Source organism: Pleomorphomonas diazotrophica (genome assembly GCF_002844595.1).
Taxonomy (GTDB): Bacteria; Pseudomonadota; Alphaproteobacteria; order Rhizobiales; family Pleomorphomonadaceae; genus Pleomorphomonas; species Pleomorphomonas diazotrophica.
The window spans coordinates 230,872-252,991 of record NZ_PJNW01000005.1 but is presented as its reverse complement, the minus strand read 5'-3'; the positions used below and the strand labels follow the sequence as shown (position 1 = coordinate 252,991).

The 22,120-nt window shown below is 66.4% G+C and carries 19 protein-coding genes; 7 read left to right on the top strand and 12 right to left on the bottom strand.

Features of this window, described 5'->3' with window-relative positions; all coding sequences use genetic code 11:
• Positions 1-8: 8 nt before the first annotated feature.
• From CXZ10_RS09315 to CXZ10_RS09290, 6 genes are all read left to right on the top strand, one after another.
• Positions 9-2,411, top strand: coding sequence for an MGH1-like glycoside hydrolase domain-containing protein (locus CXZ10_RS09315; protein ID WP_101288867.1), 2,403 nt, complete (start codon positions 9-11; stop codon positions 2,409-2,411).
• Between the two features lie 153 nt (positions 2,412-2,564).
• Positions 2,565-3,551 (top strand): BMP family protein, encoded by a 987-nt coding sequence (locus CXZ10_RS09310; protein WP_101288866.1) that lies wholly within the window; start codon positions 2,565-2,567, stop codon positions 3,549-3,551.
• A gap of 8 nt (positions 3,552-3,559) precedes the next feature.
• Positions 3,560-4,975, top strand: coding sequence for an amidase (locus CXZ10_RS09305; RefSeq protein ID WP_101288865.1), 1,416 nt, complete (start codon positions 3,560-3,562; stop codon positions 4,973-4,975).
• Positions 4,972-6,489: an ABC transporter ATP-binding protein gene (locus tag CXZ10_RS09300; protein WP_101288864.1), complete on the top strand. Its 1,518-nt coding sequence runs from the start codon at positions 4,972-4,974 to the stop codon at positions 6,487-6,489. Before CXZ10_RS09305 ends, CXZ10_RS09300 begins: the two co-directional genes overlap by 4 nt.
• Positions 6,489-7,538, top strand: a complete 1,050-nt coding sequence (locus CXZ10_RS09295; protein ID WP_101288863.1) for an ABC transporter permease — start codon at positions 6,489-6,491, stop codon at positions 7,536-7,538. Before CXZ10_RS09300 ends, CXZ10_RS09295 begins: the two co-directional genes overlap by 1 nt.
• Positions 7,535-8,476: an ABC transporter permease gene (locus CXZ10_RS09290; RefSeq protein WP_101288862.1), complete on the top strand. Its 942-nt coding sequence runs from the start codon at positions 7,535-7,537 to the stop codon at positions 8,474-8,476. The genes CXZ10_RS09295 and CXZ10_RS09290 overlap by 4 nt, the downstream gene beginning before the upstream one ends.
• Positions 8,477-8,481: 5 nt before the next feature.
• Here the strand turns inward: CXZ10_RS09290 and CXZ10_RS09285 are convergent, their stop codons facing one another.
• From CXZ10_RS09285 to truB, 5 genes are all read right to left on the bottom strand, one after another.
• Complete coding sequence (locus CXZ10_RS09285) at positions 8,482-8,802, bottom strand: hypothetical protein (protein ID WP_101288861.1); 321 nt, start codon at positions 8,800-8,802, stop codon at positions 8,482-8,484.
• Positions 8,803-9,156: 354 nt separating this feature from the next.
• Entirely contained in the window at positions 9,157-9,432 is a 276-nt protein-coding gene (locus CXZ10_RS09280) for a hypothetical protein (protein WP_101288860.1), read from the bottom strand.
• Between the two features lie 256 nt (positions 9,433-9,688).
• Positions 9,689-11,827, bottom strand: a complete 2,139-nt coding sequence (gene pnp / locus CXZ10_RS09275) for a polyribonucleotide nucleotidyltransferase (protein WP_101288859.1) — start codon at positions 11,825-11,827, stop codon at positions 9,689-9,691.
• 272 nt (positions 11,828-12,099) lie between these two features.
• The gene (gene rpsO, locus CXZ10_RS09270) at positions 12,100-12,369 is read right to left on the bottom strand and encodes a 30S ribosomal protein S15 (protein WP_101288858.1); all 270 of its coding nucleotides are present in this window, start codon (positions 12,367-12,369) and stop codon (positions 12,100-12,102) included.
• A 153-nt stretch (positions 12,370-12,522) separates the two neighbouring features.
• The gene (truB, locus tag CXZ10_RS09265; RefSeq protein ID WP_101288857.1) at positions 12,523-13,434 is read right to left on the bottom strand and encodes a tRNA pseudouridine(55) synthase TruB; all 912 of its coding nucleotides are present in this window, start codon (positions 13,432-13,434) and stop codon (positions 12,523-12,525) included.
• Positions 13,435-13,620: 186 nt separating this feature from the next.
• On the opposite strand from truB, the gene CXZ10_RS09260 reads away from it, so the two are divergent.
• Positions 13,621-14,454: an EamA family transporter gene (locus CXZ10_RS09260; RefSeq protein ID WP_101288856.1), complete on the top strand. Its 834-nt coding sequence runs from the start codon at positions 13,621-13,623 to the stop codon at positions 14,452-14,454.
• A 1-nt stretch (position 14,455) separates the two neighbouring features.
• Here the strand turns inward: CXZ10_RS09260 and CXZ10_RS09255 are convergent, their stop codons facing one another.
• The 7 genes from CXZ10_RS09255 to rimP all read right to left on the bottom strand — a co-directional run bounded on the left by CXZ10_RS09255 (position 14,456) and on the right by rimP (position 22,087).
• On the bottom strand, positions 14,456-15,094 hold the full coding sequence (locus CXZ10_RS09255) for a glutathione S-transferase family protein (protein WP_101288855.1): 639 nt from the start codon (positions 15,092-15,094) through the stop codon (positions 14,456-14,458).
• 99 nt (positions 15,095-15,193) lie between these two features.
• On the bottom strand, positions 15,194-15,631 hold the full coding sequence (gene rbfA, locus CXZ10_RS09250; protein WP_101288854.1) for a 30S ribosome-binding factor RbfA: 438 nt from the start codon (positions 15,629-15,631) through the stop codon (positions 15,194-15,196).
• Positions 15,632-15,746: 115 nt separating this feature from the next.
• Positions 15,747-16,259: a hypothetical protein gene (locus tag CXZ10_RS09245; RefSeq protein ID WP_101288853.1), complete on the bottom strand. Its 513-nt coding sequence runs from the start codon at positions 16,257-16,259 to the stop codon at positions 15,747-15,749.
• 51 nt (positions 16,260-16,310) lie between these two features.
• Positions 16,311-18,980 (bottom strand): translation initiation factor IF-2, encoded by a 2,670-nt coding sequence (infB, locus tag CXZ10_RS09240; protein ID WP_101288852.1) that lies wholly within the window; start codon positions 18,978-18,980, stop codon positions 16,311-16,313.
• 73 nt (positions 18,981-19,053) lie between these two features.
• Positions 19,054-19,752 (bottom strand): RNA-binding protein, encoded by a 699-nt coding sequence (locus CXZ10_RS09235; RefSeq protein WP_101288851.1) that lies wholly within the window; start codon positions 19,750-19,752, stop codon positions 19,054-19,056.
• A 51-nt stretch (positions 19,753-19,803) separates the two neighbouring features.
• A complete protein-coding gene (gene nusA, locus CXZ10_RS09230) occupies positions 19,804-21,402 on the bottom strand; it encodes a transcription termination factor NusA (RefSeq protein WP_101288850.1) in 1,599 nt (532 codons plus the stop codon).
• A 91-nt stretch (positions 21,403-21,493) separates the two neighbouring features.
• Positions 21,494-22,087 (bottom strand): ribosome maturation factor RimP, encoded by a 594-nt coding sequence (gene rimP, locus CXZ10_RS09225; RefSeq protein WP_101288849.1) that lies wholly within the window; start codon positions 22,085-22,087, stop codon positions 21,494-21,496.
• Positions 22,088-22,120 lie beyond the last annotated feature (33 nt).

Here is a 22,120-nt window from a genome sequence, read left to right as displayed (position 1 = left end):
AGACGCCCATGCGCGAGGAAAGCCTATCCTTCCCGCCCTATCCCACCGAGTTGTTCGGACATGACGAAACGGTCGATGTCAGGGTCGCGACATCTGCCGGCGGGCGGATCTTCGAGCTGACGACGACGGCCGAGCGGCGTGACAACCCGTCGCGCTACAGGCGGATCGAGGAAGGCGCCGCGAAACCTCGCGCGATGACGGGCTCGCCGCTTTTCGATGCGCTCTTCGCGCAGGCGATCGACGACGCCCGGCTCAACGCCGTGTCGTCGATCCGCGACGGCGCCTATCGCCATGGCGAACCCATCCCTTGCGAATGCTTCCAGACAGGCGAAAAGTGGACCTATGTCTGGACGCGCGACGTCTCCTATGCCGCCCATCTCGGGCTCGCCGCTCTCGATCCCGAACGGGTCGCTACCACGCTTCTCTACAAGGTCAGCCCGTTCCGCGACGGTCTCGCCTTGCCCGAGGAGCTGCCGGCGGACAGCTTGCAGATCGTGCAGGACACCGGCTCCGGCGGCAGTTGGCCGGTCAGCACCGACCGAGTCTCCTGGGCCTTCGGCGCCGAGGCGTTGCTCGACAGCCTCCATGGCGATGCTCGCGCAGCCTTCGCCGAGACCGCGTTCCGCGCGCTGTCCGGCACCATCGAGGCCGACCGCCTCGCCGCCTTCGATGCCGCCGACGGCCTCTATCGCGGTGAGCAATCCTTCCTCGACTGGCGCGACCAGACCTATGCGCCTTGGGTGATCGACGACCTCACCGCCATCGCCAGTTCCAAGGCGCTGTCCACCAACGTCTGCCATTACAAGGCGCTCAATCTTGCGGCGCGCCTTGCCGGCGAACGCGGCGACAAGGCGTTGGCCGATCGTTATGCCGACTGGGCCGTCGATCTGACCGCCGCCATCGATCGCGGCTTCTGGCTAGAAGGGAAGGGGCTCTACGCCTCGATCACCACGCCCGACAGTCCGGCCCGCCCGGTCGAGAAGTTCGACATGCTCGGCCTGTCGCTCGCGATCCTGACCGGCGTTGCCGGGCGTGAGCGGGCGCGGCGGATTCTCGCCACCTATCCGCATGTTCCCTTCGGCGTGCCGGTCTATTATCCGGCCCAGCCGGACGTCTTCTGCTACCACAATCGCGCCATCTGGCCATTTGTCACCGCTTACGAGTTGCTCGCCGCAGCGGAAGTCGGCGCCGTCGCCGCCTTCGATCATGCCTTCGACTCGCTCGTTCGCGCCGCCGCGCTCAATCTCGACAATGTCGAGAACCAGGAGTGGCTGACCGGCCTGACATGGTTTGACGACGGCCCACAAATTTCCTCGGCGCGACAGCTCTGGTCCGTCGGCGGCTATCTCGGCATGGTGACCAAGGCCATCTTCGGCTACCGTCCGCAAGCTGGCGGTCTTCTCCTCGCTCCCTTCCTCACCGAGCATGTCCGTGACCGGCTCGGCGACAAGGCGGAGTTGTCCGGCCTCGACCATCACGGCCGGCGCATTGCCATCGTGCTTCATCTGCCGCCGCGCCTCGCGGAGCGAGGGCACTACCCGGTGCGCGAGCTGCGTCTCAATGGCCAGCCCGTAACGGGCGTCATCGCCGATGCTCGACTGTGGGACGACAATCGGATCGAGGTGTTCTTTGGCGAGCTCGTTCCCGACGAGTCCAGGCTGTCGCTGATCCCGGTCGTCGACGTCGCCACCCACGACGACCCGCGCATCTTCTCGCCGCGCGAACCTGTCATCACCGATCTGGTCGTCGAGGACGGGCGGGTGCGGCTGCATTTCGAGGGGCAGCCACCGCGTTCCGGCCGAAACGAGGCTCTCCTCTTCACCGTGCTGCGGGACGGGGAGGTGGCGGTCGCCGATCTTGCCGAAACGGGCTGGCGCGATCCGGTACCTCTGCGGCCGGGTATCCGCCGCGCCTATCGTGTCGTCGCGCGCTTCGAGGGAAGCGGCAATGCGTCGCATCCGTCGCTCGAGGCTGCCATCGAGGCGGACGCCGTCCTGACGGTCGGAGTTGATAGCGCTGGCGTCGAATGGCGGGACGGTCGCCTGGTCTTTACCGACGTCGCGGTGCACGAAGCCGGTGATTACCGGCTGGCGCTTCTCTACCGGAACCACAGCTTCCATATCCAGACCGGCGTCACCAACGCCGTGAACAGGGTGACGGTGTTCGCTGAGGACGGACGGCAGCTCGCCATGGGCATCGTGCAGATGCCGCATATGACGCCCGTCAATCCCCTCCGACGCTCGACAACCCTATCGCTGACCCTCCCGGCGGGGCGCTGCCGAGTGGAGATCGCCGATTTTTTCAACATGAGCTATCTCGCGTCAAACGCCACCTACATCAGCCCGGGCGGAATGGGCGGACCGCACAACGAGGCGGATATCCGGGCACTCGATCTCCTGCGCGTCGGTTGATCTCATGCGAGCATTTCGTGAAAGGCGCATCCGGAAGTGAAGATCCGCTGGCCGATCTCCCCGCATGCCCAAACTTGCGCCTTCTGATAACTTGACAAAAGTTTGGGCACTGATACGGCTTTCAAAATAATCAAAAAAGCCAGAGGGACCACCATGACCAGGGACTATCGTCTTTCCCGCCGCGCCGTTCTGGCGTCGGGCCTTGCGCTCGGCGTCGGCGGCCTCATCCTGCCGGTTCGCGCCGCCACGCCGCTGAAGGTGGCGGGCATTCACGCCTCGCCGGTGGAAAATGCCTGGAATTCCTGCCTGCACAAGGCATTGCAGGACGCAGCCGCCGACGGCGCCATCGAATACACCTTCTCCGAGGGCGTATCGGGTACCGACTATCCGCGCGCCATGCGCGAATATGCCGAAGCCGGCAACGAGCTGATCATCGGCGAGGCCTACGCCGTCGAGAAGGAGGCCCGTCAGGTGGCTGCCGACTATCCCGAGACCGCTTTCGTGCTCGGCTCGTCGGGTGCCGCGACCGGCGACAATTTCGGCGTCTTCGGTACCTGGAACCATGACGGCGCCTATCTCGCCGGCATGCTGGCCGGCAAGATGACCAAGTCGAATGTCGTCGGCTCGGTCGGTGCCATGCCGATTCCCGAAGTGAACATGCTGATCAACGCCTTCGCGGCCGGCGTCAAGGCGGTCAATCCGGAGGCCAAGCACCTCGTCACCTTCATCGGCACCTTCTTCGATCCGCCGAAGGCGCGCGAGGCCGGTCTCGCCCAGATCGACGCCGGCGCCGACATTCTGTTCGGCGAGCGTATCGGCACGGCCGACGCGGCCAAGGAGCGCGGCATCAAGGCGGTCGGCTCGCTGATCGACTATACTCCGCGCTACCCCGACACCGTCTTCGCCAATGCCCTCTGGGGCTTCCGGCCGATCCTCAACGCGGCCATCGCCGATGCTGCCGCCGGCAAGCCGGTCGGCAAGGACTACACCGCCTTCGGCCTGATGAAGGAAGGCGGCAGCGACATCGCCTATGCCAAGGGCGTGGCGCCGGCCGATGCCGAGGCGGCCATGGAGGAGGTGCGGGCGAAGATCAAGTCCGGCGCCTTCGAGGTGCCGCGCGACGCTGCCGAGCCAAAGTAAACCGGCTTATGATCCACGACGCGACAATGCTGGCCGGGGCGATCCGTGACGGTCGCCTCACCGCAGCCGAGGCCATGGCGGCCTCGCTTGCCGCCGTCGCGTCGCGTGCCGATCTCGGCGCGGTCTGCCATGTTGACGCCGAACTGGGGCGGCGGGCGGCGGCGAAGGCCGATGCCGAGCGCCGCACCGATCCGGATCGCTTCGCTTCCCGGCCGTTCGGCGGCGTTCCGACGCTGGCCAAGGACCTCGGCGGTCCTTTCGCCGGGTTGCCGGTGGCGGCGGGGTCGCGGCTGTTCTCCAGACAGGGGGGCGATGCGCCCGATTCCGACCTTGGCAGCCGCTTCCGCTCGGCCGGTCTTTTGCCCTTCGGCCTGACCACGGCCCCGGAGTTCGGGTTGGCCCTGGCCAGCGAGCCGGCGATCGGTCCGATCGCGCGCAATCCGCTCGATCCCGCCCGCACGCCCGGCGGTTCGTCCGGCGGCGCAGCGGCGGCCGTTGCCGCCGGCATCGTCGCCATCGCGCATGCCACCGATGCCGGAGGATCCATCCGGGTGCCGGCGGCCTGCTGTGGTCTCGTCGGCCTGAAGCCGAGCCGGGGCGTCATGCCCGCCGGCCCGGGCTTCGGCAATCATCTCGGCGGCATCGCCTCCGAACTCTGTGTATCGCGCAGCGTTCGTGACTGTGCCAGCCTGTTGTCCATCGTCGCCGGCGCAACGCGCGGTCCGTTCGCCGACGTTGCCCTGGCAGAAGCAAAGGTGGAGCCGCTCAGGATCGGTATTCTGTCCGAGACGGGACCGGTTTTTCCGACGACGCCGGAACGGTCTGCCGCCATCGAAGCGGCGGGCCGGCTGCTTGAAGCCGGCGGCCACAGGCTCGTGCCGGTCGCTTGGTCGGATCTCGCGACCATGACGGCTGCCTCGACCCGTCTCTTCTATGACCTCGTTTCCACCAATCTGGCGGTTCTCTCGGAAACCGATGGGATAGACTTCTCGCTGGCGGAACGCTTGACACAGGCTTTCGCCGCGCGCGGCAGGGCGCTTTCCGCTGCTAGCCTTTGGCGCTCGCAGACAGCCGGCGTCTTGGTGTCCCGCAATCTTTGGCGGTTGTTCGACCGGGTCGATATCCTGATCACGCCCATGCTGACCAAGGCGCCGCCGCCGATCGGGTCTTTTCCATCCGATCATGACGACACCGACCTTCACATCAACCGCATGGTCTCCCTGGCTCCGCTCGCGGCGCTAGCCAACATCTCGGGCTTTCCGGCGTTGACCGTGCCTTTCGGCGCCGATGCCGATGGGTTGCCGCTGCCCGTGCAACTCTTTGCACCGCTCGGAGGCGACCGTCGGCTCCTTTCGCTCGCCATGGCGCTCGAGCGGGAGGGGCGCTGGCAGCACCGCTTCGACGTCGCAGGATTGTCGTCATGACCGAAACCGTTCTGGAAATCGATCGCGTCAGCAAGAGCTTCGGCGGCAACAAGGCCAACGACGCCATCTCGTTGACGCTGGGGCGAGGCGAGATCGTCGCGCTGCTCGGCGAGAACGGCGCCGGCAAGACCACCCTGATGAGCATCCTGTTCGGTCATTATGTGCCCGACGAGGGGCATATCCGCGTTGCCGGGGTCGACCTGCCGCCCGGCCGGCCACGCGCCGCCATCCATGCCGGCATCGGCATGGTCCATCAGCATTTCTCGTTGGCGCCCAACCTTACGGTGCTGGAAAATGTCATGACCGGCACCGAGAAGCTGTGGTCCTGGCGCTCGCAAACCGGCCGCGCAAGAGCAAAGCTGAAAGCGCTCGCCGAGCGCTTCGGCCTTGTCGTGGATCCCGATGCCCGCCTCGGCGACCTGTCGGTCGGCGAGCAGCAGCGCGTCGAGATCCTGAAGGCGCTCTACAATGACGCGCGCATTCTGATCCTCGACGAACCGACGGCGGTGCTGACCAACCTTGAGGCGGAGACGCTGTTCGCCACGCTGAAGGAAATGGCTCGACAGGGCCTGTCGCTGATCTTCATCTCGCACAAGCTCGACGAGGTGATGGCCGCCGCCGACAGGGTGGTCGTGCTGCGCGGCGGCAAGCTGGTGGCCGAGCGCCGCGCGGGAGAGACCTCCAAGGCCGAGCTGGCCGAACTGATGGTTGGCCACAGGGTGGCCCGACCGGTGCGGGAAGCGCACGAACGCGGCGCGCCCGTGCTGGAGGCTGCGGCCGTTTCGGTTCGCGTCGATGGCGTCGACCGCCTGAGAGAGATCAGCTTCCGTCTGCATGCCGGCGAGATACTCGGCATCATCGGCGTCTCCGGCAACGGTCAGGCGGCCCTCGCCGGGCTGCTGTCCGGCACGCTGCTCCGCAGCTCTGGCGATATCCTGCTTTATGGCGAGGGGGTAGGTGATCTCTCGGTGGCCGAGACCGTGGCTTCGGGTATTGGTCGCATTCCCGAGGACCGCACCCGAGAGGGGGCGATCGGCGAGATGGCGGTCTGGGAAAACGCTGTGCTGGAACGCATCGACGAACCGCGCTTTTCCCGGCGAGGTCTAGTCAATCGCAGCGCGGCCGTCGCTTTTGCCGACGCCATTGTCCGGAGCTTCGACGTGCGCGGTGGCGGCCCGCTCACCCGCACGCGCCTCCTGTCGGGCGGCAACATGCAGAAGCTGATCCTCGGGCGGAACCTTGCCGAGCACCCACGCATCCTGATCGCCGCCCAGCCGGCGCGCGGCCTCGACGAAGGCGCCGTTGCCGCCGTGCATGCTCGCATCCTCGATGCCAGAAAGGCCGGAACGGCCGTGCTGCTGATTTCCGAAGATCTCGACGAGGTAATCGCCCTTGCCGATCGCATCCAGGCCATCGTCGGCGGTCGCCTGTCGCCGCCGGTGTCGGCCGACGAGGTGGACGCACGCGCGCTGGGCCTGATGATGGCCGGCGCCTGGAAGAAAGAGGCGGCCTGATGCGCTTTGAACGCCGTGAGCATCGCCCGCTTTTCCTGGTCGTCCTGACCCCCCTTCTTGCCGTTGCCGCCGCGCTGGCGCTTTCCGGCCTGCTGATTGCTGCCGCCGGTGCCCCTGTTTTTGAAGCTTACTGGCGCATCCTGGTCGGCGCCTTCGGCTCTCGTCTGTCGGCCACCGAGACGCTGACGCGGGCGACCCCGCTGATGCTCACCGGCCTTGCCGCCGCCGTTGCCTTCCGCGCCCGTGTCTGGAATATCGGCGGTGAGGGGCAGTTCTATCTCGGCGCCATCGCGGTGGCGGCAGTCGGTTCGCGGCTCCTGGCGGAAGCTCCCGGCTACCTTTCGATACCTCTGCTGCTCTTCACCGGCGCCATCGCCGGCATGCTGCTGCTGATCCTCCCGCTGTGGCTGAGATTGAGGTTCTCCGTCGACGAAGTGGTGACCAGCCTGCTGCTCAACTTCGTCGCCGTGCTCTTCGTCTCCATGCTGATCGACGGGCCGCTCAAGGATCCTTTGGCCTTCGGCTGGCCGCAGAGCCAATCGGTCTCCGATGCTGCGATGCTGCCGAAGCTGGTGGCCCGCTCGCGCCTGCATTGGGGCTTCGGCATTGCTCTCGTACTGGCCGTCGTCATCCACATCGTGCAGAGCCGCACCGTCTTCGGCCTGAAATCGCGCGCCGCCGGCCTCAGTCCCGAAGGCGCCGTTTTCGCCGGTGTGCCGCTTGCCCGAACGTTGCTTCTGGTCGCCTGCCTCTCGGGTGGCCTTGCCGGGCTCGCTGGCGCGGTCGAGGTGCTGGGCGTCAAGGGTTACGTCACCACCGATCTCTCGCCGGGCTTCGGCTACTCCGGCATCGTCGTCGCCATGCTGGCCGGCCTCCACCCCCTAGGCGTCGTGCTGGCCGCGTTGTTCACCGCCACGATGTTCGTCGGCGCCGACGGCATGAGCCGGGCGTTGAAGATCCCGACCTATATCGCCGACGTCACGGTCGCGCTGTCGCTGATCACCATGTTGGTGGCGGTGTTCTTCGCCCAATACAGGATACGTCGATGAGCATCGTCCTCGACATCGTCGCCTCGATAGGTCTTTGGGCGGCCGTGCTTCGGATCGCCACGCCATTGATCTTCGGCACGCTCGGTGCGCTGCTCTGCGAGCGGGCAGGCGTGCTCAACCTTGGCATCGAGGGCATCATGACCTTTGGCGCCATGATCGGCTGGCTCGCCGTTTACCAGGGTGCCGATCTCTGGACCGGCCTGTTGGTTGCGGCACTCTCTGGCGCCGTCTTCGGGCTGTTGCATGCGGCGCTTACCGTGACGCTCGGCCTCTCGCAGCACGTGTCCGGCCTCGGCGTCACGCTGTTCGCATCAAGCCTCAGCTATTACCTGTTCCGTTTGCTAGTCCCGCTTTCCGGTTCGCCGCCGACCATTGAGCCTTTCGCGCCGCTGAGCGTACCGGGCCTTGCCGACCTTCCCTTCATCGGGCCGGTACTCTCGGCGCAGACGCCGCCAACCTATCTGGCGCTGCTGCTTGCCCTCGGGCTTGCCTATGCCATCTTCCGCACGCCGCTCGGTCTCGCCATCCGCATGACTGGCGAAAATCCGCACGCCGCCGAGGCACAGGGCGTCGATCCCATGGCGGTTCGCTATGGCGCGGTGATCGTGGGGTCGGCTTTGATGGCGGTGGGCGGCGCTTTTCTGACGCTGTCGGCCTTCAACAGCTTCTTCCCGACCATGGTTCAGGGGCGTGGCTGGATCTCAATCGCCCTTGTGGTCTTCGCCTCGTGGCGGCCGGGACGGGCCTTGTTCGGCGCGCTGCTGTTCGCCTTCTTCGACGCTTTTCAGTTGCGGCTGCAAACGGTGGTGGATGGTGTGCCCTATCAGCTGTTTCTGATGACGCCCTACATCCTGTCCATCGTAGCGCTTTGCGTCATGGCGCGGCATGCTCGCGTGCCGCAGGCGCTGATGCAGCCCTATCGCCGCGGCGAACGCTAAGCCTTTCACGCGTACTGGTGCAGGGAGATCGTGCGCTTCGGCAGCAGATAGGTCCAGGCAAGGGCGCCGAACAGGCTCGCCCGCCGCTTGCCCTTCTGAAACTGGGGGTAGCTTGTGAAGCTGTAGCTGGAGTTCAGGCGGCCCGTGCGCGACAGCCAATCCTCGAAATCGTTGAGGATGAGACCCCGTGCCACGTCTCGGTCGCCCTTGGCCAGACCCAGCGCCACGATGGCGATCTCGTCGAGGCCGTCCGAAGGTGCCGGAGCGGTCTGGCTCCGAGCAAGGCTGGCGTCAATTCTGGCAACAAGTTCCCGCGGAAAAATCATCCGGCTCTCCTGCGTGAGGCATCACCCCACGTCTGGGGAAATAGCAGGTTTTGGGACTATGACAACGTGGACATTTTACAGATGCGACTGAATTGCACCTTTCGGTAAGCGAAAAGTTTCAAGGCCTGCAACATCTCCCCATTTCCAAAAAGGCCGCTGAGATCAAGCCGATGGGGGCGTTTCCGCCACTCCGCGCCGACGTCGTGGGAACGCGTCTGACTACAATTGAGCCTCGGCGCGAGCTCTTGGGGTCCGCGTTAGTCCTTAGGTCCGGAAGGGCTGAATCAAGCGAAAAGGGCGTGTCACCACGCCCTGAAGCAGATCGCAGGAGGATCGCTGGACTGACCCCTGAGGTCAGAAGCTGCCGCTGTCGCGCAAGGAATGCTCGACGCGCAGGATGCGTCGGGTGAGCGTCAGCGATAGAACCAGACCAGGAATGGCCATGACGCCGATGAAGATGAGGATCGGCGTCTCACCAAGTCCGAGCATGCTGCCGATCGCCCAAGCGAAAGCCACGATGGCCCCCAGCATTTCCGAGACGATCAGCAAGGTCGCCCCGACCGCCGAGATGATGGCGTCGGTCTTGGTGTAGCGGACTTCGTGAGGCAGATCGTCGGTCTTGACCAGCATGGATTCACGTCCTGGATGCCGCCGTCTCGCGGCGCTTTCGTCGGCGCGCATCAAGGGCCAGCGGCAGTCCGCTGTCAAGTGCGGAAGGCTGCAAACAGAACGTCCTCCGAAGCCGCGAAGCGGCTTCCGGCACCAAGCGGCGCCCGCGTGCGAAGAGGAAAGACTGAGGGCCGGAGGCATGCTGGCACCCAAGGCGGAAAAAAGCGGCCGACGCGATGTGTCGCGCCGGCCGCCATTGTCATTCAAGAAACGGAGGTCACTCGCCCTTCGGCTCGGCCTTCTCGTCCTGCTTGATTTCCTGGCCGGTGGCCTGGTCGACCACCTTCATCGACAGGCGCACCTTGCCGCGCTCGTCGAAGCCCATCAGCTTGACCCACACCTTGTCGCCTTCCTTGACGACGTCCTTGACGTTCTGGACGCGCTGCGGGGCGAGCTGGGACACGTGGACGAGGCCGTCGCGGGTGCCGAAGAAGTTGACGAAGGCGCCGAAGTCGACGCACTTCACCACGGTGCCTTCATAGATGGCGCCGATTTCCGGCTCGGCTGCGATGCCCTTCACCCAGTTCATGGCGGCGGTGATCGCCTTCAGGTCCGACGAGGCGAACTTGACGGTGCCGTCGTCCTGGATGTCGATCTTGGCGCCGGTCTTCTCGACGATCTCGCGGATGACCTTGCCGCCCGAGCCGATCACTTCGCGGATCTTGTCGGGGTTGATCTTCATCACTTCGATGCGCGGAGCATGCTCGCCGATCGAGGCGCGGGCGCCAGTCAGCGCCTTGGACATCTCGCCGAGGATGTGCTCGCGACCGCCCTTGGCCTGGGCGAGGGCGACCTTCATGATCTCCTCGGTGATGCCGGTGATCTTGATGTCCATCTGCAGCGAGGTGATGCCAGCGGCCGTGCCGGCCACCTTGAAGTCCATGTCGCCGAGGTGATCTTCGTCGCCGAGGATGTCGGAGAGAACCGCGAAGCGGTCACCCTCCTTGATGAGGCCCATGGCGATGCCGGCGGTCGGCGCCTTCAGCGGCACGCCGGCATCCATGAGGGCCAGCGAGGAGCCGCAGACGGTGGCCATCGACGACGAGCCGTTGGACTCGGTGATCTCCGACACCAGACGAATGGTGTAGGGGAACTCGTGATGGGCCGGCAGCTCCGGATGAATGGCGCGCCAGGCAAGCTTGCCATGGCCGATCTCGCGGCGGCCGGGCGAACCCATGCGGCCGGTCTCGCCGACCGAGAAGGGCGGGAAGTTGTAGTGAAGCAGGAAGCGTTCCTTGCGGGTGCCTTCCAGCGTCTCGATGAACTGCTCGTCCTCGCCGGTACCGAGGGTGGCAACCACGAGGGCCTGCGTCTCGCCGCGGGTGAACAGCGCCGAACCGTGAGCGCGCGGCAGCACGCCCACCTGGGCGACGATCGGACGCACGGTCTTGAGGTCGCGGCCGTCGATGCGGCTACCAGTGTCCAGGATGTTCCAGCGGACGATCTTGGCCTGCAGGTCGTGGAAGACGTTGGAGACCGTCTCCTTGTCGAAGCGCGGCTCGGCGCCTTCCGGGAACAACTCGCCCATCACCTTGGCGCGGGCGGCGTCGACGGCGGCGTAACGCTCCTGCTTGGCGGTGATCTTGTAGGCGGCGCGCAGGTCCTGCTCGGCGATGGCCAGCACGGCCTGCTCGACCTCGGATACGTCCTTGGCGACGAACTCGCGCGGCTCCTTGGCGGCGCGCTCGGCAAGGCGAATGATGGCGTCGATCACCGGCTGGAAGCCGCGGTGACCGAACATCACGGCGCCCAGCATGGTGTCTTCGTCGAGCTCCTGGGCTTCCGATTCCACCATCAGCACGGCATCGCCCGTACCAGCGACGACGAGGTCGAGCTTGCTGTCGGCCATCTTGTCGACCGGCGGGTTGAGGACGTAGGCGCCCTCGATCAGGCCGACGCGAGCCGCGCCGACCGGGCCCATGAAGGGCACGCCGGAAATGGTGAGCGCTGCCGAGGCGGCGACCATGGCGAGAACGTCGGGCGAGTTCTCCATGTCATGGCTGAGCACGGTGACGATCACCTGGGTGTCGCACTTGTAGCCATCGGGGAACAGCGGGCGGATCGGGCGGTCGATCAGGCGGGAGATCAGCGTCTCGTGCTCGGCCGGGCGGCCTTCGCGCTTGAAGTAGCCGCCGGGAATCTTGCCGGCCGCGAAGGCCTTTTCCTGGTAGTTGACGGTCAGCGGGAAGAAGTCCTGGCCGGGCTTCGGCTCCTTGGCGGAGACCACGGTGGCGAGGACCGACGTTTCGCCGAGCGTCGCGAGCACCGCGCCATCGGCCTGGCGGGCAATACGGCCCGTCTCGAGGGTCAGCTTCTGGCCGGCCCAGTCGATCTCGACTTTCTGAATATCGAACATGCGTTTGTTCCGTTCTTGTCTGGTCCGGCGCGCGGCCCACGGGCAAGACGACGAGACGCTCCTCCCATATCGGGAGCGTCTGGCAATCCTGCCCCAGGGTGCGGAACACGCCGGAGCGGCGCTCACCCCGGCGGGGCGACGGCGCCTGTCGTTCTTGCCCGCTTCTGCGGGCGGACCCACGCCCTCGTCTCAGGGCGGCGGGAAACCGGAGCCGCCTCGGCAGGCCGAAGCGGCGGGTGGGAAGGGCGGCGGGCCGCCCTTCCGGGAAACCGTCAGCGGCGCAGGCCGAGGCGGCTGATCAGCGCGGCATAACGCGAGGCGTCCTTGCGCTTCAGGTAGTCCAGAAGCTGACGACGCTGGCTCACCAGCTTCAGAAGGCCGCGGCGGGAGTGGTTGTCCTTGACGTGGCTCTTGAAATGCTCGGTGAGGTTGGCGATGCGCTCGGACAGGATCGCCACCTGGACTTCCGGCGAACCGGTGTCGCCCTCGAGGGTGGCATATTCCTTGATGAGAGCGGCCTTGCGCTCGGCAGTGATCGACATCGGTGACTCCTTGTCGTTGGATAGCAAAAATGGCCCGGCCGGGATGTCGTCCAGCCGGGTCGGCGCAACCTGTATGATCAGGTTGCGGTTTCTCTACAGGAAAAAGCGTCCGAATGCCAGCGGCAATCCGGAGCCGGAGAAGGACCGCCTGCCTCAGTCCGGCAGGATCAACCGGACCGGTTTCAGCTCGCCATGCTCCACCTTGGCAATGGCCATCAGTCGGCCGCGCTCGAACACGCCGACCGCCTCCTCTTCGACCGGCGCGTCGCGTCCGCGCAGCAGCACGGGGTTGCCGTTCCGGAGCCGGACTGCCTGATCGGAGGTGACGTCCAGCTGCGGCAAGCCTGCAAGGGCGGCTTCGATCGGCGTCAGCAACGACAGCGCGTCGCCATCCGCTTCCAGCGCCGCCTGCAGCGCGTCGATGGTCACCATGTCCTCCTCGCCGAATGGCCCGACGACGAGCCGCCGAAGCTCGATGACATGGCCGGCCGTGCCGAGACGCCGGCCCATGTCGCGGGCGATGGCGCGCACATAGGTGCCCTTGCCGCACTCGGCCTCGAAGACCGCGGTATCGGCATCGGGGCAGTCGACGAGATCGAGCCGATGCACTGTCACCGGCCGCGCCTCCAGCTCGACCGTCTCGCCGGCGCGGGCAAGGTCATAGGCCCGCTCGCCGTCCACCTTGATCGCCGAGAAGGCGGGCGGTGTCTGCAGGATCTCGCCCTCGAACTCGTCGAGCACGGCGTCGATGTCGTCGGCGCTCGGCCGGTGGTCGGAGGCCTTGACCACCTCGCCCTCGGCGTCGTCCGTCGAGGTTTCGGCTCCCCAGCGTACGGTGAAGCGGTAGAGCTTGTCGCCGTCCATCACATAGGGCACGGTCTTGGTGGCTTCCCCAAGCGCGATCGGCAGCATGCCCGAGGCAAGCGGGTCGAGCGTGCCGGCGTGTCCGGCCTTGGGCGTGCCGAAGATGCGCTTCATGGCGCCGACCGCCTGCGTCGAGGTCATGCCATAGGGCTTGTCGAGCACCACCCAGCCGTGGACCGTGCCTTTTTTCTTGCGTGCCATACCTGAATCCTGCGTGCGCCGACCGGGAGTAGAACCCGGCGCGGCGAAAAGACGGCGGACAAAGCGTCCGGAAGGCGCCGCTCCTACACCGGGGACTGTGGGAAGGCAAGGCCCGCAAGATTGCGGTGGCATCGCTGGCATGAAAAGGTGGGATGGCCGGTTGCCGGCGAATCTTCCGGAGAACAAATGTCCCCTGGCGTCTTTGTCGCCATCCTCGCGGCAGCATTCATCCATGCCGGCTGGAACGTGCTCGTCAAGGGGGCTGCCGACAAGCTCTCCATGACCTTGTCGGTGGCGCTCGGTGCCGGGCTGATCGCGATGGCGGTTCTGCCTTTTCTGCCGTTGCCGGCTCCGGCGAGCTGGCCATTTCTTGGCGCGTCTGTGCTGCTGCAGAGCGTCTATTATCTGCTGATCGCCCGCGCCTATCGCATCGCCGACATGAGCATTGCCTATCCCCTGATGCGCGGCGCGGCGCCGCTCGTCGTCGCCTTGTCGGGGGCAATTCTGTTCGGTGAAACGCTGGCCGGCGGAGAATGGCTGGCGGTCGGCCTGATCTCGGCGGGCGTGTTGGCGCTCACGCTGGGCGCTTTCCATCAGCCGCTGGCTGCCAAGGGCGCCGCCGCAGCGCTTTGCAATGCCATGGTGATCGCCGCCTATACTCTGGTGGACGCCAGCGGCGCGCGTCTTTCCGGCGCCCCCATCTCCTACACGCTGATGCTGGCCGTGCTGACGGGGCTGGTCACCGTGACCATGGCGCTTGTCGGCGGCGCGCGTCCCCGGCTCCGGGCGCGGACGCTCGCCCTCGGCCTTGCCGGCGGAGCGGCGACCACGCTTTCCTACGGTGTCGCATTGTGGGCGATGACGCGGACGCCCGTCGCGCCGGTCGCCGCCCTGCGCGAGACGTCGATCATCTTTGCGCTGGTGCTGTCACGACTGGCCTTCGGTGAAAAGGTCGGCGGGCGGCGCATTGCCGCCGCCCTGTTGGTGGTGGCCGGTGTGGCCGCTCTCCGTCTTCTTTGATTCAAGCGGCAGCGTCGCGGGCGGCGATCAGAGCCGCCTCGTCGGCCTGCGCCTTTCTGAAGGCCGGGCGGCTGATGACCCGCTCGATATAGGCGGCAACCTCTGGCGTCTTCTCGAAGATGCCGAAGTTGGTGACCCAGAACAGCGCCGAGCCCCACAGCACGTCGGCCACCGTGAAGCGCTCGCCGAGCCAGAAGGGTGCCGCACGCCTGACCTGCTCGTTGACCGTGGCGACCACCGTCTCATAGTCGGCGTAAGGCGCCGTGGATCGGGGCAGCGGCGGACGCTTCATGGCATGATCGACCAGTGCCGGCTCGAAGCTGGAGCCGTAGAACACCATCCAGCGCAGGTAAGAACCGCGACGAGGATCATCGAGAGCCGGAGCCAGACCGGTCTCCGGGAAAAGATCGCCGAGATAGAGGGCGACGGCGGCCTGTTCGGTCACCACGCTGCCGCGGTGACTGATGGCCGGCACCTTGCCCATCGGATTAACGGCGAGATAGTCCGGCTTCAACTGATCGCCGGCTCGGGTGTCCATGACATGCAGGTCATAGGGTACGCCGAGCTCTTCGAGGAGGACGCGGGTACCAAAGGCGCGGGTCTGCGGCGCGTAGTGGAATGTGATGCGGTCGTCGGTCATGGGGAACATCCTCCTCGCGGCCGCTTCGGCGGTCCGTCGAGGAGGAGTTTCACGCCTCATCACGTCAGGAAGCGTCAGTTCCACTGCTGACAGAAACTGTCACTCGTCCTTGTCGTCTCGCTGGTCGTCCCGGTCGGACTCGTCAAGGTCGCGCGCCACGTCGGGGGAATGCAGGATCGCGTCGATATGAGCGGTCTCGTCGAAGCGATCATCGTAGCGAAAGGTCAGGTCGGGCGCGAACTTGAGATTGACCCGGTGCGCCACCTGGCCGCGCAGCCAGCGCGCGTTGCGAGCCATCGCCTTTTCGGCCTGCTTCGGCTCGCCGCCGCCGAGCGGCGTGATGTAGACGGTGGCATTGCGCAGGTCGGGACTGACGCGCACTTCAGGCACGGTGACCATCATCCGTGTCACTTCGTCGTCCATGAGTTCGCCGCGCGCCAGGATTTCGGCCAGCGCGTGACGGATCAACTCCCCGACGCGAAGCTGGCGCTGGGAGGGGGCGCGGGCCTGCCCCTGGCTTTGGCCGTGCTGGACCATGATGAAACCTCGGTTGGGCGCCTCCTCAAGCGGATGACGTCCGATCTTAGGGAGCGCGTGGGATTGAGACCATGGACAATAGGTCCATGGCAATCAGTGCTAGGATCTGACCCGGCTAACCTTTCAGCTTTGCAGCGAAGGCCGTCAGATCAGATCTGTCGGCAAAGGCCGAAAGCGGCAGGATCAGCGCCGGCCCTTCGCCGGCGACAACGAAGAGATGGCCGACATCGGTCTCGACGCGACGGCCGGACATCGTTGGGATGTCGACCGCTACGCCGCCGATCGTGCCTTCAAGGCGGCCGCCGGCAAACTCGATCCGCCCAGCTCCGACCGGATGGCGCCGCGCCGCCCGCGATCGCTCTGTCTTGAGAACCAAGCGCGCCAGCTGCCAAGCTGCAAGCCCGCAAAGACCGAAGGCGGCGAACCACACCGGCCACTCGGCATCGCGCGTCAGCCAGGAGACGATAACGAGCGGCGGCAGGGCCAGGATATAGCCTAGGAACGAGCGCCAGCCGCGGTCAGCCGGCTTCAGCAGTGCCTCCAGCGCCAGCGCGTCGGCCTCCGTCGTCGTGAAGACGAAGCGGCGCGTTGTAGGTACGTCCGGGGCGAGGTCGGCGGTGTCGGTCATGGCGTGCCGTCGAGAAGGCGCCCGGCGTCCCGAAAGACGCCGGGCCAGCCATTACAGCGTGCGGGCGATCTCTTCAACGCGGAAGCACTCGATGACGTCGCCGGCCCGCATGTCCTGATAGGCCTCGAAGTTCATGCCGCATTCCTGACCGGCGTGGACTTCCTTGACATCGTCTTTGAAGCGCTTGAGCGTTCCGAGCTTGCCCTCGTGGATAACCACGTTGTCGCGGATGAGGCGCACCGAGGCGCCGCGCTCCACCATGCCCTCGGTGACGCGGCAGCCCGCGACCTTGCCGACCTTGGAGATGTTGAACACCTCCAGGATCTCGGCGTTGCCGAGGAAGGTTTCGCGCCGCTCGGGTGTGAGCATGCCGCTCATCGCCGCCTTCACGTCATCCACGAGATTGTAGATGATGTTGTAGTAGCGGATCTCGATGCCGTCGCGGTCGGCCGCATCGCGCGCCTGCTTGTTGGCGCGGACGTTGAAGCCGATGATCGCCGCGTCGGAGGCCGAGGCCAGCGTGACGTCGGACTCGGTGACGCCACCGACGCCGCCGTGGATGACCCGCGCCGCAACTTCCTCGTTGCCGAGCTTTTCGAGCGAGGCGACAATGGCTTCGAGCGAGCCCTGCACGTCGGTCTTGACGACCAGCGGGAACTCCTTCTTGCCGGCGGTCTGCAGCTTGCTCATCATCTGCTCGAGCGAGCCGCGCGAGCCGGAAGCACGCTTGGCGACGTTCTCGCGCTTCTGACGGACGCGATACTCGGTGATCTCGCGGGCACGGGCTTCATTCTCGACGACGGCGACGCGGTCGCCGGCGTCCGGAGTGCCCTGGAAGCCGAGCACCTCGACCGGCATGGCCGGACCGGCGGTGTTGACGTTGGCGCCATGGTCGTCGAGGAGCGCGCGAACGCGGCCCCATTCCGAGCCGGCGACGACAATGTCGCCCACCTTGAGCGTGCCGCGGTCAACCAGCACCGTGGCCACCGGGCCGCGGCCCTTGTCGAGCTTGGCCTCGATGACGATGCCTTCGGCGGCGCGGTCGGGATTGGCCCTGAGTTCCAGCACTTCCGACTGCAGCAGGATCATCTCGAGCAGCTTGTCGAGATTGGTCTTGGCCTTGGCGGACACTTCCACTTCGAGCGTGTCGCCGCCCATCGATTCCACCTGAATCTCATGGCGCAGCAACTCGGTGCGCACGCGCTCAGGGTTGGCGTCGGGCTTGTCGATCTTGTTGATGGCGACGATGATCGGAACGCCTGCCGCCTTGGCGTGGCTGATCGCCTCCACCGTCTGCGGCATGACGCCGTCGTCTGCGGCCACCACGAGAATGACGATATCGGTCACCTTGGCGCCGCGGGCACGCATCGCCGAGAAGGCGGCGTGACCCGGGGTGTCGATGAAGGTGATCTTCTGGCCGTTCTGCTCGACCTGATAGGCACCGATGTGCTGGGTGATGCCACCGGCTTCGCCGGCCACCACGTTGGCGTGGCGCAACGCGTCGAGCAGCGACGTCTTGCCGTGGTCGACGTGGCCCATGATGGTGACCACAGGGGGACGCGGCTGCGTGTCCGCCACGACGTCGGGCGCATCGAACAGGCCTTCTTCGACGTCGGCCTCGGAGACGCGCTTCACCGTATGCCCCATCTCGGTGGCGATCAGCTCGGCGGTATCGGCATCGATCACGTCGTTGATCTTCAGCATCTGGCCCTGCTTCATCAGCAGGCGGATGACATCGACGGCGCGCTCGGCCATGCGGTTGGCGAGTTCCTGGATGGTGATCGCCTCGGGCAGAACCACCTCGCGCAGCACCTTCTCGCGCGGACCGGACTGCTGGCCACGCCGTTCCTTCTCGCGCTTGCGCTTCAAGGCGGCAAGCGAACGGGAACGCTCGCCCTCGTCGTCGGAGAGGGCGGCGGAAATGGTCAGGCGGCCCTTGCGACGATCGTCCTCGCCGGCCTTCTTGACCGGTGCGGGCGCCGGCACGCGTGCCTTCTTGGCGGCGAGCAGCTTGCCGCGCGGATTCTCTTCATCATCGTCGCCGGCGATCTTGCCGCGCGGAGCCACCTCGGCGACGGGACGCGGCGCACCGGCCGGAGCCGGCTTCTTGTCGGCAACGGGAGCCTTGGCAACGGCAGGCTCAGCCGGCTTCGGCGGTGCGGCCTCGGCGGGCGCCGCCTTGGCGCGGGCTTCTTCCTCGGCTTTCAGGCGCGCTTCCTCGACGGCACGAGCGGCGGCCTCTTCGGCCTCGCGCTTGGCGCGCTCTTCTTCCTCGACCTTGCGACGGGCCTCTTCCTCGGCCCGGCGCTTCGCCTCTTCCTCGGCGCGCTTGCGCGCCTCGGCCTCACGGGCGATGGCTTCGGCAAGCGCGGCCTGGCGGGCCTCGATCTCGTCCTGGCTGAGCGTGCGCAGCACCATGCCACCCGGCGCCGGTCGGCGCTGTTCGCGCGGAGCGTTGGCAGGCGCGGCGTCGCGGCGAGGCTTCAGGCTGTCGGCGATCGACTTCTGAAGCTGCGCGGTCTGCGTCGACTGCACGCTTTCAAGCGGGCTGCCGTCGCCGTGCTTGCGCGACTTCTTGGTCTCCACCACGACGGCCTTTGTCCGGCCATGGCTGAAGCTCTGCTTGACCGTTCCCTGCTCAACGGTGCGCCGGGAAAGGGTCAGCGTCTTCTTAGGCGCCATGGACGTGCTCTTGTCGTCGGTGTCTTTCGTATCGCTCATACCGTGCTCTATCCTCGCGGGCCGTCGCGGCACCCCATACGGGCAGCGCAATGGCCAATCGTATTCGCGAACCTCAGGAAAGGTCCGCTGTCCAGTCCGTGTCCGGCGCTTCGCCCCTGTAACGGGCCAGCGCTGCAGCGCATTTCAGGAAGCTGGTGCTCGCCCCACCGGCGAGCAGAGCAGCATGTATCACATTTGCGCCGCCCAATGCCAAATCCATTTCGCTCGACGCGAAGATTCCGGCGACAACCTTTGGTCCGGAAGGTGGCGGTTGTTGCCATAATGCCGCATTTCCGGGCATTTCCTCTACGTCTCCACCGGCTCCGGTGGCGCGCAGGCGCCGCCTGATCGCCTGTCCGATCTTGCGTCGGCCGTCGTCGGCCGCCTCGCGGGCGTGCAGCACGGCGACAACGCCACCCTTGCCGACCGCATCGCTCACCTGACCGAAGCCGGTGACCACGAGGCCGGCCTTGCGCGCCATCGACAGGGCCGACAACGCCGCCTTGAGCAGCAGCGCCTCGACCAGGTCCGGCAGATCATCGCCTGCCTTGGCCTCTGCCTTGAGGCCGCGCGAAAACGCCCGCTTGCGCACCGCCTCGGCCACCACGTCGCGGCGGCAGGTCACCCAGACACCACGACCCGGCAAGTTGCCGCGGACATCCGGCACCACCGCGCCGTCCGGTCCGCAGACGAAGCGGACGAGGCCCTCGGGCGGCTGCGCGACGCGCGTCACGATGCAACTGCGTTCCGCCGTCTCAGCCTTCGGTGCCATCGTCCTCTTTCCGGGTTGGAAGGTCGCCAGAGGCGACCCCCGTCATTGTCTTCACTGCGCCTCTTCGGCGACCTCTTCCTCGACGACATCCGCGTCCTCGGCCGGCGCTTCGATCCAGCCGGCGGCGACGCGCGCCGCCATGACGATCGCCTCGGCATCGGCGCGGCTGACGTCGAGATCGGAGAGGCTGCCCTTGTTGCGGATGGTCTCGCCGTTCTTGCGCTCGGTCCAGCCGACGAGATCGTCGGTGGCACAGCCGGCGAGATCTTCCACCGTCTTCACGCCGTCCTTGCCGAGGGCGACCATCATGGCCGTGGTGACGCCCGGCACGTCGCGCAGGGCATCCTCGACGCCGAGCTTGATGCGCTCCTCGTCGAGCTCACGTTCCTTGGCGTCGAGATAATCCTGCGCACGCGCCTGGATTTCCTCAGCCGTTTCTTCGTCGAAGCCTTCAATGGCCGCGATCTCGTCACGCTCGACCAGGGTGAGCTCCTCGACGGTGGCGAAGCCTTCGGTGGCCAGCAACTGGCCGACGACTTCGTCGACGTTGAGCGCGTTCATGAACAGCTCGGTGCGCTCGTTGAACTCCTTCTGGCGCCGCTCGCTCTCTTCCTGCTCGGTCAGGATGTCGATCGCCCAGCCGGTGAGCTGGCTGGCGAGGCGGACGTTCTGGCCGCGGCGGCCGATGGCCAGCGACAGCTGATCGTCGGGCACCACCACCTCGATGCGCTCGGCATCCTCGTCGAGCACCACCTTGGCGACTTCCGCCGGCTGCAGCGCGTTGACGATGAAGGTGGCCGGATCGGGCGACCAGGGAATGATGTCAATCTTCTCGCCCTGCAGTTCCTGCACGACGGCCTGCACGCGGCTGCCGCGCATGCCGACGCAGGCGCCGACCGGATCGATGGACGAATCCTTCGAGATGACGGCGATCTTGGCGCGGGAGCCCGGGTCGCGAGCCACCGACTTCACCTCGATGATACCATCATAGATTTCCGGCACTTCCGAGGCGAACAGCTTGGCCATGAAAAGCGGATGGGTGCGCGACAGGAACACCTGCGGGCCCCGCTGCTCGCGGCGCACGTCGTGAATGATGGCGCGGATGCGGTCCCCGTAGCGGAAGCTCTCACGGGGGATCAGCTCGTCGCGGCGGCAGATCGCTTCGCCGCGGCCGAGGTCGACGATGACGTTGCCGTATTCGACGCGCTTGACGACACCGTTCACCACTTCCCCGGTGCGATCCTTGAACTCGTCGAACTGGCGGTCGCGCTCGGCTTCGCGCACCTTCTGCACAATCACCTGCTTGGCCGACTGGGCGGCGATGCGGCCGAAGTCGATCGGCGGCAGCGGCTCGGAGATGAAGTCGCCGACGAGGGCGGCCGGGTTGCGGCGCTGTGCCTCGACGAGGTCGACCTCGGTCGAGAAGTTCTCGACATTCTCGACGACCTGCAGCAAGCGCTGCAGCTTGATCTCGCCGGTGCGCGGATTGATCTCGGCGCGGACGTCGGTCTCGGAACCGTAGCGCGAGCGGGCCGCCTTCTGAATGGCGTCCTCCATCGCGGCGATGACGATCTGCCGGTCGATCGACTTCTCGCGGGCCACCGCGTCGGCGATCTGCAACAGTTCCAAACGGTTCGCACTGACGGCCATTGTCTTCGTCTCCTGCCCTCGATGGGGTTCCTAATCCGTCCTTCGGGGGGTGTCCCCGGTTTCCTTCGGGCGGCGCAGCCGCCCGTCCGTCTCAGCTCTTGCCCGCCTTGAGCGCCTCGCGGATCAGAGCTTCGTTCAGCACGAGCCGCGCTTCCGACACGGTGTCGAGCGGGAATTCGATGTCCTTGGTACCGTCTTCGAGCGCCTGCAGCAGCCGCATGCCGCCCTTGTCGTCCTTGACGCCGGTGAGCCAGCCCCGGAACCGCTTGCGGCCCAAGAGCGGCACGGCAAGTTCAAGCTTGGCCTCGAAGCCCGACCAGCGGATGAAGTCCGACCGCCGCACCAGGATGCGATCCATGCCGGGCGACGACATTTCAAGGCTGTAGGCCTTGCCGATGGGATCGTCGACGTCGAGCAGCGGCGAGATCACGTTGCTCGCCGCTTCGCAGTCTTCGACGCTCATGGTGCCGTCGGCCTTCTCTGCGAAGATCTGCAGCGTCACGCCGTTGAGGCCGGTCATGCGCACGCGGACGAGGCGGTATCCAAGGTCGATCAGCGCCGGCTCGATGATCGCGGCGACCCGCGCCTCGACGCCGGTCTCGGTCACCAGGCGCGGCTCATCGAGCGTCGTGTCGACACTCTGGCCGCCAAGTGGCGGAAGGGGCGGCTGGTCCTCGGACGTCATCCTTCGGCGGTATCCCTCACGGCGTCTTCACCA